Origin of the sequence: Paenibacillus salivarius, assembly GCF_051307165.1 — a bacterium.
Lineage (GTDB): Bacteria > Bacillota > Bacilli > Paenibacillales > Paenibacillaceae > Fontibacillus.
This window is the reverse complement of sequence record NZ_CP195592.1, coordinates 5,167,710-5,183,760: the sequence shown is the minus strand read 5'-3', so window position 1 is coordinate 5,183,760 and position 16,051 is coordinate 5,167,710. Positions and strand designations below refer to the sequence as shown.

General features: G+C 55.4%; 17 protein-coding genes. 7 read left to right on the top strand and 10 right to left on the bottom strand.

The window, feature by feature from the left end:
* Nucleotides 1–41 precede the first annotated feature (41 nt).
* The 6 genes from ACSFXJ_RS24060 to ACSFXJ_RS24035 all read right to left on the bottom strand — a co-directional run bounded on the left by ACSFXJ_RS24060 (nt 42) and on the right by ACSFXJ_RS24035 (nt 5,239).
* Entirely contained in the window at nt 42–389 is a 348-nt protein-coding gene (locus ACSFXJ_RS24060) for an EamA family transporter (protein WP_435922829.1), read from the bottom strand.
* Nucleotides 373–720 (bottom strand): DUF2304 domain-containing protein, encoded by a 348-nt coding sequence (locus ACSFXJ_RS24055; protein ID WP_435922828.1) that lies wholly within the window; start codon nt 718–720, stop codon nt 373–375. The genes ACSFXJ_RS24060 and ACSFXJ_RS24055 overlap by 17 nt, the downstream gene beginning before the upstream one ends.
* Entirely contained in the window at nt 717–1,424 is a 708-nt protein-coding gene (locus tag ACSFXJ_RS24050; RefSeq protein ID WP_435922827.1) for a glycosyltransferase family 2 protein, read from the bottom strand. Before ACSFXJ_RS24050 ends, ACSFXJ_RS24055 begins: the two co-directional genes overlap by 4 nt.
* Before the next feature lie 8 nt (nt 1,425–1,432).
* Nucleotides 1,433–2,710: an ArnT family glycosyltransferase gene (locus ACSFXJ_RS24045; RefSeq protein WP_435922826.1), complete on the bottom strand. Its 1,278-nt coding sequence runs from the start codon at nt 2,708–2,710 to the stop codon at nt 1,433–1,435.
* Nucleotides 2,711–3,051: 341 nt separating this feature from the next.
* Complete coding sequence (gene abc-f / locus ACSFXJ_RS24040) at nt 3,052–5,037, bottom strand: ribosomal protection-like ABC-F family protein (protein WP_435922825.1); 1,986 nt, start codon at nt 5,035–5,037, stop codon at nt 3,052–3,054.
* Between the two features lie 100 nt (nt 5,038–5,137).
* Nucleotides 5,138–5,239 (bottom strand): RAxF-45 family protein, encoded by a 102-nt coding sequence (locus tag ACSFXJ_RS24035; protein ID WP_435925849.1) that lies wholly within the window; start codon nt 5,237–5,239, stop codon nt 5,138–5,140.
* A gap of 322 nt (nt 5,240–5,561) precedes the next feature.
* Between ACSFXJ_RS24035 and ACSFXJ_RS24030 the strand changes: the two genes are divergently transcribed.
* Nucleotides 5,562–6,029 (top strand): hypothetical protein, encoded by a 468-nt coding sequence (locus ACSFXJ_RS24030; RefSeq protein WP_435922824.1) that lies wholly within the window; start codon nt 5,562–5,564, stop codon nt 6,027–6,029.
* A gap of 75 nt (nt 6,030–6,104) precedes the next feature.
* Here ACSFXJ_RS24030 and ACSFXJ_RS24025 read toward each other — a convergent pair whose 3' ends face one another.
* The 4 genes from ACSFXJ_RS24025 to ACSFXJ_RS24010 form a co-directional block, all read right to left on the bottom strand.
* Nucleotides 6,105–7,052 carry a DUF4097 family beta strand repeat-containing protein gene (locus tag ACSFXJ_RS24025; RefSeq protein WP_435922823.1) on the bottom strand — a complete coding sequence of 316 codons (948 nt, stop codon included), beginning with the start codon at nt 7,050–7,052 and terminating at the stop codon, nt 6,105–6,107.
* Nucleotides 7,052–7,654 (bottom strand): DUF1700 domain-containing protein, encoded by a 603-nt coding sequence (locus tag ACSFXJ_RS24020; protein ID WP_435922822.1) that lies wholly within the window; start codon nt 7,652–7,654, stop codon nt 7,052–7,054. The genes ACSFXJ_RS24025 and ACSFXJ_RS24020 overlap by 1 nt, the downstream gene beginning before the upstream one ends.
* Nucleotides 7,651–7,977, bottom strand: coding sequence for a PadR family transcriptional regulator (locus tag ACSFXJ_RS24015; protein ID WP_435922821.1), 327 nt, complete (start codon nt 7,975–7,977; stop codon nt 7,651–7,653). Before ACSFXJ_RS24015 ends, ACSFXJ_RS24020 begins: the two co-directional genes overlap by 4 nt.
* A gap of 157 nt (nt 7,978–8,134) precedes the next feature.
* The gene (locus tag ACSFXJ_RS24010) at nt 8,135–9,700 is read right to left on the bottom strand and encodes an FAD-dependent oxidoreductase (RefSeq protein WP_435922820.1); all 1,566 of its coding nucleotides are present in this window, start codon (nt 9,698–9,700) and stop codon (nt 8,135–8,137) included.
* 305 nt (nt 9,701–10,005) lie between these two features.
* Between ACSFXJ_RS24010 and ACSFXJ_RS24005 the strand changes: the two genes are divergently transcribed.
* The 6 genes from ACSFXJ_RS24005 to ACSFXJ_RS23980 all read left to right on the top strand — a co-directional run bounded on the left by ACSFXJ_RS24005 (nt 10,006) and on the right by ACSFXJ_RS23980 (nt 15,995).
* A complete protein-coding gene (locus tag ACSFXJ_RS24005) occupies nt 10,006–10,395 on the top strand; it encodes a Fur family transcriptional regulator (protein WP_435922819.1) in 390 nt (129 codons plus the stop codon).
* Nucleotides 10,377–11,198, top strand: a complete 822-nt coding sequence (locus tag ACSFXJ_RS24000) for a winged helix-turn-helix transcriptional regulator (RefSeq protein ID WP_435922818.1) — start codon at nt 10,377–10,379, stop codon at nt 11,196–11,198. Before ACSFXJ_RS24005 ends, ACSFXJ_RS24000 begins: the two co-directional genes overlap by 19 nt.
* A gap of 180 nt (nt 11,199–11,378) precedes the next feature.
* Nucleotides 11,379–12,221, top strand: coding sequence for a uroporphyrinogen-III synthase (locus tag ACSFXJ_RS23995; protein WP_435922817.1), 843 nt, complete (start codon nt 11,379–11,381; stop codon nt 12,219–12,221).
* A gap of 92 nt (nt 12,222–12,313) precedes the next feature.
* Nucleotides 12,314–12,622 (top strand): phasin family protein, encoded by a 309-nt coding sequence (locus tag ACSFXJ_RS23990; protein WP_435922816.1) that lies wholly within the window; start codon nt 12,314–12,316, stop codon nt 12,620–12,622.
* 8 nt (nt 12,623–12,630) lie between these two features.
* Nucleotides 12,631–14,301, top strand: a complete 1,671-nt coding sequence (locus tag ACSFXJ_RS23985; RefSeq protein WP_435922815.1) for an ABC1 kinase family protein — start codon at nt 12,631–12,633, stop codon at nt 14,299–14,301.
* A 305-nt stretch (nt 14,302–14,606) separates the two neighbouring features.
* On the top strand, nt 14,607–15,995 hold the full coding sequence (locus ACSFXJ_RS23980) for a DEAD/DEAH box helicase (protein WP_435925848.1): 1,389 nt from the start codon (nt 14,607–14,609) through the stop codon (nt 15,993–15,995).
* Nucleotides 15,996–16,051 lie beyond the last annotated feature (56 nt).

The window sequence follows — 16,051 nt, the reverse complement described above, 5'->3', positions numbered from 1 at the left end:
GTCAGGTAAGCCGCAACCCAGTCCGGTCCCATCCGTGCAATTCAAGATCTGGCCAATAAATACACGCCGAACATAATGACGGCGACCCCGGCCAGCTTAGTCGGCGTAATCGTCTCATTGAACATGAAATAGGCGGGAATCATCGCCAGGACGTAAGCAAAAGCCTGCATCGGGTACGCCACGCTCAACGGCATCCGGGTCAGTACCGCGAACCACAGCAGGGTGGCGATGCCATAGAGGGCCACGCCGCCGATGACGGAAGGGGAGGTGATGAGTTTTCCCCAGTGCAGTCCTCCCGAACGGCCCAGCCCGATTTTAAACAGCATTTGGCCGGTTACCAGCAGTACAATGTTGCCAAGCAAGAGAAGATAGCTAATCGTTTTGTCCATGAGGACCCTCCCGTTCTTTCAATATCGTCAGTTCCTGGGTCAGACGCAGCACTTGGGACGTAAGCCTTGTAACGACGATCGTCAAATGAAGTATGAAAGCAAAGCAAAACAACAATCCGAACAGAAACAGGACGGCGGGGGCATATTTAACCCCAAGCCGATCCGCAATCCATTCGATAAAAGAGACGTTAAACGACACGATGAACAGACCTACGCTGAACAAAATCCACAGCAGGGAATACTGTTCCCTTAGCTTTTGTCTCCGGACCAATTCGAGGACGAGCAGCAGGAACAGAAAGGCGATGCCAACCGAGAGGATATAAATCGTCATGGCTTGGACACCGCCGCATGGCCATGCCGGATCGCGCTCATCAGGACGGCTAACGTTACTTTAACCATATAATATACCGATTTCCATGGAGTGATCGAGGACTTTCCGGCTTGGCGGTCATGCATTTCCGTCGCGACTTCGGCGATTCGGCAGCCTTTGCGCTTCAAATAAACGATCGATTCCACCTCGGGATAATCGGTCGGGTAATATTCGGCGTAAAGATCGATCACCTTCCGGCCGGCCGCCCGGAATCCGCTCGTCGTATCGGTGAAGCGCTGCCTTGTCACCAGAGAAACGAGGCCGGAAAAGAAGACCATCCCCGCTCGCCGCATGGCTGAGGAACGGTAAGAGGTCTCCTCCACATATCTCGAACCGATCACCAGATCGTAATCTTTCGCCAGTGCAATCAGCTTCGGCAGCTCTTCAGCCGGGTGCTGTCCGTCGGCATCCATCTGAACCGCGATATCATAGCCCATCCGTTGGGCATACAAATAACCTGTCTGCATGCCGCCGCCGATGCCGACATTGTAAGGGAGCGTCAGCACCTTGGCGCCCGCATTTTCCGCCGTCTGCTTCGTCCGGTCGGTCGACCCGTCGTTCACCACAATAATGTCGGCCTCCGGCGCATGGCGGCGAATATCGCGGATCACGGCCGCGATGCTGCCTTCCTCATTATATGCCGGAATAATAATCAGCGTTTTCATGTGACGGATCACCTCCTTGATTCAAGTGGCAGGGACACCTTGCTTCCGCGCGGCAGGATCCCGTCGATCAGACAGGAGCCGAATAGAATAAGCATCGCCATGTTCGGGTAACCGTAGCGGTTAAAGGCGACGAAAGGCAGATAGATCACCGTAAAATATCCGAGCGCGAGCACAAGCGGAAGCAGCCGGGACCAGCGGTATTTGATCAGAGCCCAAACGATACCGGCCATATTCACGATCATGAGCGCGATTTGCAGCACATTCATGACAGGCCGGGTGACCGGCCAGATCGGGCGCGAATAGAAAGGATGGAAATACAGCTCCACCCATCTCCCGAGCGTGAACCAGTACAGGTATTTTAGCGGTTCGTGTTTGAAGCCGTATGCGATAATATCTTTGCCTTTTTGAATCGCCGTACTGTCCGCTCCTTGAAACAGCGTTTTCGGATCGTATTGCGGGTATTCCTCGAAAAATCCCGCCGGCGGCAGCTGCCCGTGAATCCGCGTTCCCAACAGGAAAGGACTGCCTCCCGAATTGGTAAAAAGAATGAACTCGTGAAACGTGATCCAATTGCGGATCCACCAAGGCGTCAGCAATGCCGCGTAAACGACGATCATCAGCGACATATATTTCAGCATCAGCCGCCAAGGCAGCTTTTCTCTCCACCACAGGACGAGGAAGACCGCCGGATAAAGCGAAGCGTGCGGCTTGAAGTAGGCCGCGGCGGCAGTCAAAACGGCAAGCAGGATATACAGGCTTGTCCGGTTTCGCTCAAGCGCCAGTATGGTGACGCAAACCATCAGGAGCAGTATCGTCCGGAACGTCGTTTCGGATAGGATGACCCCCGATGAAAAATAGTCCGGCAAGTAGAGCGCGCTTATAACAGCGGCGATAAGTCCGACCCTCGTATTGAAGATGCGCCTGCCGATCCAGAAGATCAGATAAACGGAAAACGCCTGCAGCAGACATTGGAAAATCCGGAACGCGATCACGCCACCCTGGTCCTGGCCGAAGACCGCCATGAAACCGGCCAGCATCATCGGCATGCCCGGCATGATGAAAGCGGAAGGTCTTTCCTTCGTGTTGTAAGCCAGTACGCCTTCATTCAAGAGCAGCCGTGCGCTTTGAATATATTTTACGTCATCATTGTTCGGTTTCACCGGGTCTCCCAGCAGAAAGTAGTTGTTATACGCAAGAACGATGATGCAGGAAAGAATGCCGACAAAGGCAATCGATCCGATCAAAAGCATCCTGGACCTGCGGCTGATTCCTGTTGGCGAGAACAATTTTGCTCCACTCCTTATCTCTTGAAATTCTCTTTCATTTCCTTTCAGCCCATTATATCAGTTTATATCCATGTTAAGGACCGTGCAATCATTAAACGCAGAATGAACGGTTCAAGTTACATAAAGCTAAGATACCTCTGATCCAGGGTTTCTCCGGAAAAGCGCGCCAACGCCGAAAAATGAGGTCCCTGCGGACTTGTGCGGAGCTCGCCGGTTAACGCGCTGAGCCGGCCCATGCGCGGGTCCGCCTCAGCGAGCAGCCTTACGCGAGGCTCCTTGGGGTGCAAGTGAAATACGGCGTCGTTTGCGTGTTCCCTGGATCCTTCTCCTTTATGGTAAAGTTACGCATCGGCCAACCCGATGTAATGTTCAAGCATTTCATCGATCCGCTGCTGGCATTCCTCGCGGGCGGCCATCAATTCGCCGAGCCGTACCGCGTCGCAGGCCGTCTCCGGCTCAAGCATAGCCGCGTCCAGCGCCGCCAGCTCGGCCTCCGCGGCGGCGATGTCGCGCTCCAGCTTGGCGACCGCCGCCGGATTGGCCGCTTTCGGCTTGCGGCGGACATCTCCAGCCGCCTCCGGTACAGCCGTAGGCGTGCCCTTGTGTGCCGCGGGCCCTTTGGCCGCAGCGTTCCGCTCTGCGGTCCCGGCCGGACGCGAAGCTTCGGAACCGCCGGACGTAACCGGTCCGCCGCGCTTCAGCCGCTCCGCCCGGAAATCGTCGAAGTTGCCCAGCGTGACGGTCAGCCGCTCACTTTCGAGCAGCCAGACCTGCCCGGCGATTTTGTTGATGAAATAGCGGTCGTGCGAGACGGCCAAAAGGGAGCCGGGGTAGTCTTCCAGCGCTTCCTCCAACGCTTCCCGGGAATCGATGTCCAGATGGTTCGTCGGTTCATCGAGCAGCAGCAGGTTCGGCTTCCTATACATCAGAATCGCCAGACGAAGACGCGTCCATTCCCCGCCGGACAAGCTGCGTACCTTCTTGAACACATCGCTGCCGTAGAAAAGAAACCGGGCCAGCTGGTTCCTTGCTTCTCCCGTCTCCATGCCCAGCTCGTCGCGGAAATACTGCAGGACCGTTCCTTCCTCATCCGCAGGAGCCGACTCCTGGGCCAGATAGCCGACCTCGACCCGCGAGCCGAGGCGGATTTCCCCCTCATCGGGGACGGTTTGGCCGAGAATGCTCTTAAGCAGCGTGCTCTTTCCGGCCCCGTTGCCGCCGATCAGCGCGGCGGCTTCTCCATAGCGGAGCGTGCGGCTCACTCCGCCGTACAGCCTCCGGCCGCCGGCCGATTGTCCGACGTCCGTCAAGACCAGCGCATCGTTGCCGGACCGGTCCGATTGCTCCAATTGAAGATCGATCCGTTTGCGCTCCAAAATCGGCCTTTTCAGCTTCACCATGCGGTCCAGCGCTTTCTGCATCGAGGCCGCGCGACGGTGGAAGCCCGGGTTCGGCGGATTGGAACGATTGCCCCATTCGATCAACTGCTTGATCGTTTCCTGCATCTTTTTGATTTTCTTTTGCTGCTCCTGATAATCGGCGAACTGTTGGAGCAGCCGGGTTTCCTTCTCCTCCTTGTATTTGCTGTAGTTGCAGTGGTACGTGAACGCCTCGCCATCCTCGATTTCGATGATCTTTTCGGCGACGGCGTCCAGGAAATAGCGGTCATGGGAAATGACGACGACCGTGCCGTCGAACGCGCGAAGGAAGCCCTCCAGCCATTCGATCGCAGCCATGTCGAGATGGTTGGTCGGCTCGTCGAGCAGCAATATATCCGGCTTTTGCAGCAGGATCACGGCGAGGCCGACCTTCGTTTTTTCTCCGCCGGACAGGGAAGAGAAGGGGCGGTCATACTGGTTCGCCGGGATGCCGATCCCGCCCGCGATCCGGTCGATCTCGGATTCGATTTCATAACCGCCGCCCCGTTCGAAAGCCTCCTGCAAGGTTCCGTATTGCCGGAGCAGCTGTTCCATCGCGACCATGTTTTCGTCTGCGGAAACCGCGGACATTTCGCCCTCCAAACGCTCCATTTCCGCCTTGGCCTCGAGCAGCAGCCGAAAAGCCGACCGCAGCACGTCGTAAACCGTTTCCTCCCGTCCGTAATCCGGGATTTGCGCTAGCGAACCGATGACCGCATCCTTGCGGATCATCAACTGTCCCCGGTCCGGGGCCTCGCTGCCCGTCAACAGACGCATCAGCGTTGTTTTGCCGGTCCCGTTTCTGCCGATCAATCCGACGGTTTCGCCTTCCTTGATTTCGAACGATACATCGCTAAGCACCAGTTCGGCGCCGTAATATTTTTGAATTTGAGCACATTGAATCATCATTATAATTAACTCCTTCGGCGATGCCGCTCCAAGAGAACAAAAAAAGGCCGCAGGAAAAACCTGCAGCCTTCAATCATCACGTTTTTATAGATCCGTGAGGTTAGGGTAGGAGCGGTATTTCGCAATTTGATTTGGATATCGAATTGTTAAAAATGGACAGACTGATCCCGTTAACGGATACAGCATGAACATTGCCAAACATTGCCAAAGGCAGTTGGCTAATTCGACTCCAAGCAAACTTGCGATCCACTTCTACCCACCTCCTTTACATAAAACAAGATAATGACAGTATATGCGCTAAGAATGGAAAAATCAAGTATTTGACAATGCACGCCATGGATCTCGGCATTACGCCCGATCGTTCAAAAAAATGTAATGTTTCAGCCCCTTTTTTTTCGGGTAATGGTTGGTTTGTTGTTTATTTCCAGTACGTTTTCCTTTATAATCGTCGTTAGGCTCATCTGCCGGGATCTGGTCATGGCTCCTCGCGGAAGGTCAATTCAAGACAAAGAAAGGGAACTTAATTGGAAAGAACAACAGCGAAGCAAATCTTTGACGAGTTGCTGAAGAAGTCAGGCAGCGAGGTCTCCGTCGCGATGAAGTCGCGTTTTCCCGGCGGCCGCAATGTAGGTGGAAAATACAGCATTTCCGATCATACGGTCACGATGTATCTCGGCGAGATCAAGAAGCAGTGCATCGCGTTATTCGGCTCTCTTGAAGGATACGAGCAAATGCTGCGCATCGTTTTTGCCCATGAGCTGGGCCATGCGGAGGATACCGAGTTGCCCGCTTTATCCGAACGGCTGGACACGTGCGGGAGCGAGCTTGCACGCAAGCAAATCGCCTTACAGATTGAAGAGAACGCATGGGACTTTGCCCGTCGTCTGGTACCGGACACCGACACACAGATGATGGATACCGTAATCTATCATTCACTGCTAGCCTATCGCGAAGCCATCGCGCAAGAAACGACGCAGGTTATCGCATCCTAATATAAATCAAGGCTGAACACCGTTTTCTCGAAAACGTGGGTTCAGCCTTTTTTGATGCCTTGAATCGAGTCCGGTTTAACGGACCCGGATGTTCCCCGATGTGGTGCGAACTTTGATGACATCCTTGGTGATCAGCGGAGAATCGGGAGCCTTAATATCGCCGGAGGAGGCTTTTAGATCGTAAATGCCTTTAAACTCGGCGTCCGCGGACAGATCGACGTTTCCGGATCCGACCGAAATATCCAGCGAATCCGAGCGCTGCCCGTTCAGCGTTACATTCCCGGAGGTGGTCTTAAGGGTAGCGGGACCCACAAGTCCGTCAATCTTGGTGTCTCCAGAGGTCAGGACCGCTTTCAACGATCCCTCGATGCCGTTGACGGTAATTTTGCCGGAGGTTCCTTTGGCATCAAGATTGCCTTTAAGCTGCTCCACGTTAATGTTGCCGGAGCCGATTTCGATCTCGGTTTCCCCTTGGACATCGGAGGCTTTGATATTGCCCGACGTCGCTTCGATTTCCAGGGATTCGCCGATGATGGAGGATGCGGTCAAATTCCCCGAAGTAGTGCTGAGTTCAATATCCTTGGCATGGATTCCCGAGAAATTACCGCTATTGGAGCGCAATTCGAACTTGATTTGATCCAGCGCCTTTTCGGGATCCGCAAGCGCAACGGTCATATGCTGCTTGGTCGATTGAAAATTAATGCTCAGAAAGCTGATCTCGAAGTTTTCCGTCAGGTCGATGTTGACTTTAGGGCCGGTGAAAGAGGACTTCTTCAGCTTCTTGATCGTATCCTCAGCCATATTTCCGCTGATTTCGATGTAATTCGACCCGTCCGGGCTTTTGATAAATTCGACGTCCATGTCGTAGCTGCTTTTAACTTCCAGCGATGCCAGAGAATCCAGCGTCCATTTTTGCTGAAAATACGGCTCTTCATCGCCGAACTTAAACTGCTGGTATGCCATTCCGGCCACCCCGATCGCAATCAGGATCACCGCGAGTAAAGACCATTTCTTGGTGTTCATTATACCCCTCCTTTGGCGGCCCGGACATTCCAGGCCCAGTAACCTTTGCTAAGCCGTACCAGCCCCTTGAACATGTAGCGCGAGGCAAGCGCAAGCAGAATCCCGATGCCGACCAAAGCGATGACGGCATATCCTTTGGCAGGGAAAAAACCGTTTCCGGCGATATATTCCAAGCCTAGGGCAAGCGGACTGATGATTCCCCCAAGGGCGCCGGCAGCTATGCCGACTCCGACGGACCAAACCGACAGAAGCAAGGGAACGGCGATCAAATTCAGAAAAAAGAGACCGGTGTAAACCATGGCGGTCGCGAATCCGCCTCGGCGCTTGGCCGGCGGTTGCGGCCTGAATTCTTCGCCCGGGGAGACGTCGGAAACCGGATTGAACCAATAGACAGGTTCTTTGGGGATAAAGCGGTTTCCGATGGCTTCCCTGGCCAGTTCGGCAGGATCCCCCAGCTCCAGCGCGATTTCCTCCTCCGTTTTGCCGTTTTGCAAGGCAAAGGTGAAATGGGCTTCGTAATCCTCCATCAGCTCGTTGCGCTCTTCAGGGGGCAAGGCCGATAAATGATCGTGAAGCTGCGCCATAAATTGATACTTATTCATAAACGGCTTCCTTTCTCGATTAAGTTGGATACGCTGCTCACGAATTTCTTCCACTCGACGACCAGCTTGTGCATGTATGCTTCCCCCTCGGGCGTCAGCTTGTAATACTTACGTGGGGGTCCTTCCGAAGATTCCTGGAGATAAGTCGTGCAATAGCCCTCGTTGACAAGCCTGCGGAGCAGGGGATATAGCGCGCCTTCCGCGACTTCGATATGCCGGGATACGGACTGGGCCAGCTCATATCCGTAGCGGTCACGCTCGTGGATAAGCACAAGCACGCATAATTCCAGGGCGCCTTTCTTGAATTGGATACTGATATCCAAATGACATCGCCCCTTTTGCTGTTTGTTAATTGCAAGTACTGAATATTGATCAATAGTTATGGAATAAATAATATCATACAGTACTGATCAATGCAACATAGCGGAACGAAAATAGACGGCCGGACCGATGTGCATGGATCCAAGCCGTCTTATCGGACTACTCTCTAGAGCCGTACTGCGGGCTGAGCCGGGGCAGGTTTTCCGTAGCGGGGCCCTCGATCACGGACCCGTCATAACCGAAGCGGGATCCGTGGCACGGGCAGTCCCAGGTTCGTTCAGCCTCATTCCACTTGACTTCGCACCCCATATGCGTGCAGGTCGTATCGACGAGGTGGATGTTGCCTTCCGGGTCCCGGTAAGCGCCGGCCTTTTTGCCGAGGTGTTTGACGGCCGCGCCTTCGTCCGGCATCAGATCCTCGACCTTTCTATGAACCAGGTCAACCTTTCCAGCGACCAACTCCTTGGCGACATTGGCGTTTTGCATCGTAAGGTTCTTGAGGCCGGGATTGAGTTTAAAGCGGGACGGCGTAAACAGGTAAGCATACCGGTTGGCCTTATCGAGAATGAGGTCCGATATGATCAAAGCCGCCAAGGTTCCGGTCGACATTCCCCATTTTGCGAAACCGGTAGCTATGAGGATATGCGGATGACCCGACGTGACCGGCCCGATATAAGGCACCTGATCGATCGTCGCAAGGTCTTGGGCGGACCAGCGGAACGGAATGCTTTTTGCGCCGAACGTTTTGCCTCCGAAGGCTTCCAGTTCCTCATAATGCTTGATCGTACAGTCGCTCTGCCCGGTTTTATGGGATTCTCCGCCGACGATAATGACTTCCTTGCCGTCCAATTCCGCGGCCCGAAGCGAGCGCTTCGGATTCCCGCAATTGATGTACATTCCGCCGGCGTACGGCGTTTCCGGTTCTATGGCAACGGCATAGGAACGGTCCGCATGCAAACGGGTAAAGTACAGTCCGCCTCCGTCATAAAAAGGGTAATGAGAAGCCGATACGGCATACTTGCACGTAATCTGAATCCCTGATTCCGTCTTCAGCTTGAGTCTTCCGTCTTCGGTTTGTTCGACGGAATCCGTCAGACAGGAATTTTCATAGAATTCGGCACCGCGTTTGATCGACGAATCCAGCAGCGTAAGCAAATACTGAAGCGGGTGGAAGCGGGCTTGATCCGGAAGTTTGATCGCTCCCTGAACGGCGAACGGAAGCGGAATGGTATCATGCCATTCCCCCGGAAGGCCGAGCTTTAAGTAAGCGTCCCATTCTTTCTTCAACTGTTTCAACTGGTCGTCGGAATCGGCGTACAAATACGCGTCCTCCCGTTTGAATTGGCATTCGATTTGGTGCTCGCGGATTTTTTTATCGATATAAGCAAGGGCTTCTTCGTTTGCCTCGTAATACAGCCTTGCCTCGTCCTCGCCGAAATGGCTGAGCAGGCTATCGTAAATTAATCCGTGCTGGGACGTGACTTTGGCGGTCGTGTGGCCCGTCGTTCCGCTCAATATCTCGCCGGCATCCACAACCGCTACCTTTAGCCCGGCTTTCGTGAGCTCATAGGCGGAGGTGATCCCGGTAATACCGGCTCCCACAATGAGAACGTCCGTTTCAATATCTTGCTTCAAAATGGGAAAAGACGGGGCGGATACAGTCTCCCTCCACATGGACTGAGGATATTTGGGAAGCCCCGGAGAGATGAACGAGCTGCTGTTCATGAGGAGATCCTCCTTGTTTGGTTTATTGTTTCATTATTACCACTGTAAGGAGATAAGAAACCGCATGGAAACGGAATGAAAAGCAGATACTGGGGTATTGCGAGGCAAAAGACGTGAGTATTGCAGCAAACGGATGACGTCATCGTTCCCAAGCGGCTCCGGCCTCACCAGCCAAACAACCATGCGGGAAACAAGGTGCTAGCGGGCGACCTTCAAGGGTATTAGGAGCATTCCGGGGCATTGACTTTTTATATATTAAGACTTATACTAAGTCTAAAATGAGGTTTAAAAGGAAGATGATATAGATGAAGTCATTAAATCTGACTACCCAGCGCAAGGCTGTATACGATGTCGTCCGCAATGCCGATGATCATCCTACTGCGGCGGACGTGATGAATCGTCTGGTGGAACAAGGCTACAACTTTGCATACGGAACAGTGTATAACTCGCTGCGTTATTTGGCGGACAAAGAGTTGATCCGGGAATTGAAGCTCGGGGAAGCCGCGAGCCGATACGACGCCAAGCTGGATGATCATCAACATATTTTGTGCGAGGTGTGCGGGCGCGTCGACGAGGTGATGACCCAGGTTCCCGAAGAATGGAGCGGAGCCGTGGCCAAGGAGACGGGGTATGACGTCCATCATGCGCATGTCGTATTTGGAGGGGTGTGTCCAACATGTCAGCAGAAGAAGTGAAGACCATCGCACGGTTGCAAACCGGTTCGGTAACCCCGTTCCGGAGGCCGGAAAAAAATGAGCAGGCGTCCCAGAATTACGATCCGTTCGACGGAGTGATGATGTGCCCCGTAACGCAGCGCGTTATTCTCGTCAGCCCTTATCCCCGAGGAATTCATGAGCTGGTCTCGGATTTGTCGGACGGCTGCTTCGATGTTCTTGTTTTTCACCATTGGGAGCAAGGCATCCGGAATGCTCAGGCAGCAGACTTGCTTGTGCTGGATTTGACTCCGTTCCGCGACCCTGAGGAAGTGGCCCAGATAAACACGCTGATTCAGGAAACGGGGGATACGCCGTCCCTGATTCTGGTGAATGAAGATCTCCTGCCTCGTCTCGACCAAGGGCTGCTGAATCACGAATTGCTCGTATACCCGGCCCGCTCGGGCGAAATCGTGTACCGCGCTCAGCGGATTATCAGTACCGGCAGCAAACGTGCGCCGGGATCGAGACTGCTGACAGGTTCTTCGCCGGCCATTTTCAAAGACCTTTGGATCGACCGGAGCAAGATGGCCGTTTACCGCAGCGGAAGCAAAATCAGCCTGACCAAGACCGAATATGAATTGCTGGTCAAGCTGCTGGAGCGGGAAGGCGCGGTGTTGTCCCGGGAGGATTTGCTGACGGAGGTTTGGGGCACCTCATTCATGGGAGGCAGCAACATCGTGGACGTGCATATCAAGAGTCTTCGCAAGAAGCTCGGCGATCGCGCCGTAAACTCCATGTATATCGCCACGGTCAGAGGCGTAGGATACCGGTTGGCCGATTAAATCGAATATATTGAACATAAATAAGGATCGTTCCGGTTTGCCGGGACGGTTCTTTTTTTGTGCCTGTGGGAATAGCCCTTCCTCAAAGTTCGTGAAACATTCACTTACTTCGATCGTTTCATTGTATAATCTTGTTAATAACAGAGATTGGCCGCTGGCGGCCAAAAAGGAGGGGTAACCATGGCACGGAGACTCGAAGGAAAAAGAATTGCGCTCACCGGGCCGCGACGTGCCGAAGAGCTCGGCAAACTGGTCGAGAACCTGGGGGGCATTCCTTTATTCAGACCGGCGCAAGGAACGGTGCTGCTGAATGATCTTGATTTGCGAAACGGCCTTGTTTCCTGGGTGGCCGATCCCCCCGATTGGGCGATATTTACGACAGGGATGGGGATCGACGCTTTGTTCGATTTGGCCGAGGATATGGGGATCGCGGCGGACTGGTGGGAGCTTTTGCGGAACGGGCAGCTTGCGGCCAGAGGGTACAAAACGGCGAATGTCTTGAAAAAGCGCCAGCTGGCAACGCTCGTCAGAGATGATGACGGCAGCACGGAAGGGTTGATCCGCGGGCTATCCGAATATGATTTTAAGGGCAAGAGCGTCATTTTACAGCTTCACGGCGATCCGGCTCCCCGGCTGGCTGCCTGGCTTGAAGAGCAAGGGGCCACGCTTCGGGAGCTGCTTCCATATCGGCATATCGCTCCGCCGGAGGAGGAATTGGACCGCCTGCTTGAAGACTTGATCGGAGGCGGGGCGGATGCGGTAACCTTCACCAGCGGTCCGCAGGTTCGATTTTTGTTCGAGCACGCCAAAGCCCGGGGGAAGCGCGACGAACTGATGGAAGCGCTGCGCGGGCCGGTCATTGCGGTCGCGGTCGGCAAGGTGACGGCCCAAGGGTTGATTGAGGCGGGGGTACCCCGCGTCATTGCTCCCCGGGAGGAACGAATGGGCAGCATGATGATTGAACTGGCCCGGTATTACGCCGGAGAGGCCGTTCCTCTCGGCAAAGACGGACGTCAGGATTGAAACCAGGTAGGAATTGTCTGCAGCATGGGTATTACTAAGGAGAGGATCATTTTATAGGCGTCCCATTAAAGTTCGAGAAAGGATGTTAAAACATGAGCGATTTGCTAAAGAAGGCCATCTCGCTGGGATGGGGACTTACGATTGTCAGCAAAGAGAAGGTCGAAAGCTTTGTCGACGATTTGGTGAAGCGCGGCGAGCTCGCCCCTTCGGAGTCTAAACAGCTTGTGGAACGTCTGATCGATAGGGGGGCGGAGGAACAATCCCGCCTCAAGGAACTGGTGAACGAACAGGTACAATCCGTGCTTCAGTCCATGGGTCTCGCCTCGGCCAAAGAGGTGGAGGAGCTGGCACGCAGAGTAGCCGAGCTGGAGATTAAGCTCGCCGAGCTTGAACAGCCGTAAACGAAGCGATGAGACTTCGTGTCCGTCATACCGGCCGATACCGGGAAATCGCCATGGCGCTTGGGCGCCATGGCTTCGGCTATATGGCCGAGGAGATCGGGTTGGCCCGCCTGGTCGCCGTACCGCTCGGTTGGATCCACAAATCGGAGCCTGAAATCCTGACCTTAGGCGAACGTATCCGGCTCGTGATGGAAGAGCTGGGTCCCACATTCGTCAAGCTGGGCCAGTTGGCCAGCACGCGCTCGGATTTGCTGCCCGGGCCGATTATCGATGAACTCGTCAAGCTGCAGGACCAGGTTCCCCCGTTTCCGGCCAGCGAGGCGCTCGCGATTATGGAACAGGAATTCGGCATGCCCGTTTCCGAGCTCCTCTCCGAATTCGATGAGGAACCGCTCGCCGCGGCTTCGATCGGGCAAGTTCACAAAGGGGTGCTGGTCACCGGCGAACCGGTGGCGATCAAAATACAGCGTCCCGGCGTCGTCCCCCAGGTGGAAAGGGATTTGGACATTCTTAAGCAGTTGACGGCGATTGCCCAAAAGCATTGGGCCTGGGTGACCCGCTACCAAATACCTCAGATGGTCGAGGAATTCTCCAGATCGATCACGGCCGAGCTGGATTACAGCATCGAAGGGCGGAATATGGAGAAGATCCGCAGGCAATTTGCGGAGGACGAGGATGTCTACATCCCCGAGGTCTATTGGCATTGTTCAACGTCCAAAGTGTTGACGATGGATTTTGTGGACGGGATCCATTTGAACCGGATCGCCGACCTGAAACGTAACGGGTTCGACACCGGCGAGATCGCCGAACGTCTCGTGAACGCGATGCTGCGGCAAATTTTTTCGGGCGGGGTTTTTCATGCGGACCCGCACCCCGGAAACTTGCTTGCGCTGCCTGACGGCAGGCTCGTCTTCATCGATTTCGGGATGGTCGGCCGGTTGAACTCGGAAATGCGGGATCATCTGTCTTCTTTGGTTATTTCCTTGATGCGGCGCAGCAACGAAGGGATGCTGCGGGCCATCTTGCGGATGGGGCTCCTGGAGGACAACGCCGATTTGGATATGCTGCGGCGCGATTTGCAGCGGCTGCATGACCGGTATTACGACATCCCGTTCTCGGAGATCAGCATCGGCGAGGCGTTGACGGACCTGTTTGCGACCGCCCAGCGGCACCATATCATTTTACCGCCGGATCTGCTTCTGCTCGGCAAGGCGCTGCTAACGGTGGAAGGCGTGGCGATCAGCCTTGATCCTCAGCTGAGCATTCTCGACTTGGCCGAGCCATTCGGCAAAAAGCTGCTTTTCGAGAAATTCGAGGCCCGGCGGCTCGGCAAACGGTTCGTCGGCGGCGTCTTCGATCTGGCTGACGCCCTGACCGGACTCCCGAAAGAAGTGAACCGCTTGCTGACCCTGCTCGGCAAGGGCAAGCTCAAATTGGAGATGAGCGTACCGGAAACGGAGCACATTCTGAAAAAGCTCGATCAAATCGGCAACCGCCTGTCTTTCAGCATCGTGTTGCTCGCCTTCAGCATTATCATGGTCGGTCTCATCATCGGCTCGTCGCTCACCCGGATGCCGACCGTCCTCTGGAACATTCCCGCAATCGAAATCGGCTTTATTGTCGCTGCTTTGATGGTCATTTGGCTGCTTTACTCGATCTTCCGTTCGGGAAGGTTTTAAATCGCCGGTATGCCTGAAGGCTGCCGGCTTTTTGCTGTTGGATAGCCCGATTCGCAAAAGTTCGGGATCCCTATGCAACAATTACCGTTCGTTTGACATCTATTCAAGTGGATAGAGTTTACGGCAAATGTTTGAGGTGCGGTATTTCGGGACAATCTCTGGTACAATAAGAAAGCCTGCCGAAGACGGGTGTCTTAATTAAAGTGGAAACTTACGGTGCGGCGCCAAGGATTCAAAGATTTTAGGGATAACTCCCTAATGCTCCTACAACTAACGAGGTGAATGTATTGACAAATTTTCAAAAAATGGGCTTGTCCAAAGCCGTTTTGCAAATATTGCAGGGACAAGGGATCGTAAACCCTACTCCGGTGCAGGAAAGAGCGATCCCCGAGCTTCTTGCCGGCGAGGATGTCATCGTCCAGGCGCAGACAGGGACCGGGAAGACGCTTGCGTTTTTGCTGCCGATTATCGAAAAAATCCGTGAGGGACGCCCGGAAGCACAGGCGCTGATCATTACCCCGACGCGGGAGCTGGCGATCCAGATTACGGCGGAAGCCCGTAAATTGGCGGCGGCGCGCGAAGGGATTTCCGTGTTGGCCGCCTACGGCGGACAGGACGTGGAGCGCCAGCTTCGCAAGCTGCAAAATGGCGCGCAGCTCGTGATCGGTACGCCGGGCCGGCTGCTCGACCATTTGCGCCGGGGGTCGCTGACGCTCGGCTCCGTCCGTATGCTGGTGCTGGACGAAGCGGATCAAATGCTGCATATGGGCTTTCTGGCCGAGGTGGAGGAGATTATCTCCCTCGTGCCGCGCAGCCGCCAGACGATGCTGTTTTCGGCAACGATGCCCGATAATGTGAAGCGGCTGGCCAAAGCCTATATGCAGCAGCCGCGCGATATCCGCATCGCGGCGGGAGACTCGCGCGTCACGCTGGACGCGATCCGGCAAATCGTCGTGGAATGCACGGACCGGACCAAGCAGAGCGCGCTCATCACGATGATCCGCCAGCATCGGCCGTATCTGGCAGTGATCTTTTGCCGCACGAAGCGGCGCGCCAGCATGCTGAACGAGGCGTTGCAATCGGCGGGCTTCGCTTCCGACGAACTGCACGGCGACCTGTCGCAGTCGAAGCGCGAGCAGGTGATGCGGGCTTTCCGTGACGCGAAGCTGGAGCTGCTGGTGGCGACGGATGTCGCCGCCCGCGGCATCGACGTGGAGGGCGTCACGCACGTGTTCAACTACGACATTCCGCAGGATGTCGATAGTTACATCCACCGGATCGGCCGGACGGGCCGGGCCGGGGAAAAAGGCGTCGCCGTGACGTTTGCGGCGCAGAAGGACATGGACGCGCTCCGCAATATCGAGCGCGGCATTTCCCGCCGGCTGGAACGCCGGCGGTACGACAATGGCGATGTGACCGCCATTGGTGCTGGGGGCGGCGCCAAGGCTTCCGCCGGCGCCGGACGGGACCGCTCCGCCGCGGGGGCGGCGGAGCGCGAGCACGGCCGGGCGCGGAGCGGCAGCGGCGCTGCCCGGCCCGGGAAGCGCCGCGGCGAGGACGCTGCGGCAGGCCGGCGGAAGCCCGGCCCGGCGGGCAATTCTCGCGGCGGCCAAGGCAGCGGTGCATCCGGCCGCGGCGGCGGTAAGGGCCAAGGCCGCGGGCAGGGAGGCAGACGCGGGCGCGGCCGTTCCTGACGGACGGCCGCAACGGTTAACCGATAGCAATTCGCGGAAGATCATTCAACTGGAGG

What these genes read in the sequence shown, in the direction of transcription:
- ACSFXJ_RS24060 (WP_435922829.1), bottom strand. Translation starts at nt 389, where the DNA reads ATGGACAAAACGATTAGCTATCTTCTCTTGCTTGGCAACATTGTACTG.
- ACSFXJ_RS24055 (WP_435922828.1), bottom strand. Translation starts at nt 720, where the DNA reads ATGACGATTTATATCCTCTCGGTTGGCATCGCCTTTCTGTTCCTGCTG.
- ACSFXJ_RS24050 (WP_435922827.1), bottom strand. Translation starts at nt 1,424, where the DNA reads ATGAAAACGCTGATTATTATTCCGGCATATAATGAGGAAGGCAGCATC.
- abc-f (WP_435922825.1), bottom strand. Translation starts at nt 5,037, where the DNA reads ATGATGATTCAATGTGCTCAAATTCAAAAATATTACGGCGCCGAACTG.
- ACSFXJ_RS24035 (WP_435925849.1), bottom strand. Translation starts at nt 5,239, where the DNA reads ATGTTTGGCAATGTTCATGCTGTATCCGTTAACGGGATCAGTCTGTCC.
- ACSFXJ_RS24025 (WP_435922823.1), bottom strand. Translation starts at nt 7,052, where the DNA reads ATGAACACCAAGAAATGGTCTTTACTCGCGGTGATCCTGATTGCGATC.
- ACSFXJ_RS24020 (WP_435922822.1), bottom strand. Translation starts at nt 7,654, where the DNA reads ATGAATAAGTATCAATTTATGGCGCAGCTTCACGATCATTTATCGGCC.
- ACSFXJ_RS24010 (WP_435922820.1), bottom strand. Translation starts at nt 9,700, where the DNA reads ATGAACAGCAGCTCGTTCATCTCTCCGGGGCTTCCCAAATATCCTCAG.
- ACSFXJ_RS24005 (WP_435922819.1), top strand. Translation starts at nt 10,006, where the DNA reads ATGAAGTCATTAAATCTGACTACCCAGCGCAAGGCTGTATACGATGTC.
- ACSFXJ_RS24000 (WP_435922818.1), top strand. Translation starts at nt 10,377, where the DNA reads ATGTCAGCAGAAGAAGTGAAGACCATCGCACGGTTGCAAACCGGTTCG.
- ACSFXJ_RS23995 (WP_435922817.1), top strand. Translation starts at nt 11,379, where the DNA reads ATGGCACGGAGACTCGAAGGAAAAAGAATTGCGCTCACCGGGCCGCGA.
- ACSFXJ_RS23990 (WP_435922816.1), top strand. Translation starts at nt 12,314, where the DNA reads ATGAGCGATTTGCTAAAGAAGGCCATCTCGCTGGGATGGGGACTTACG.
- ACSFXJ_RS23985 (WP_435922815.1), top strand. Translation starts at nt 12,631, where the DNA reads ATGAGACTTCGTGTCCGTCATACCGGCCGATACCGGGAAATCGCCATG.
- ACSFXJ_RS23980 (WP_435925848.1), top strand. Translation starts at nt 14,607, where the DNA reads ATGGGCTTGTCCAAAGCCGTTTTGCAAATATTGCAGGGACAAGGGATC.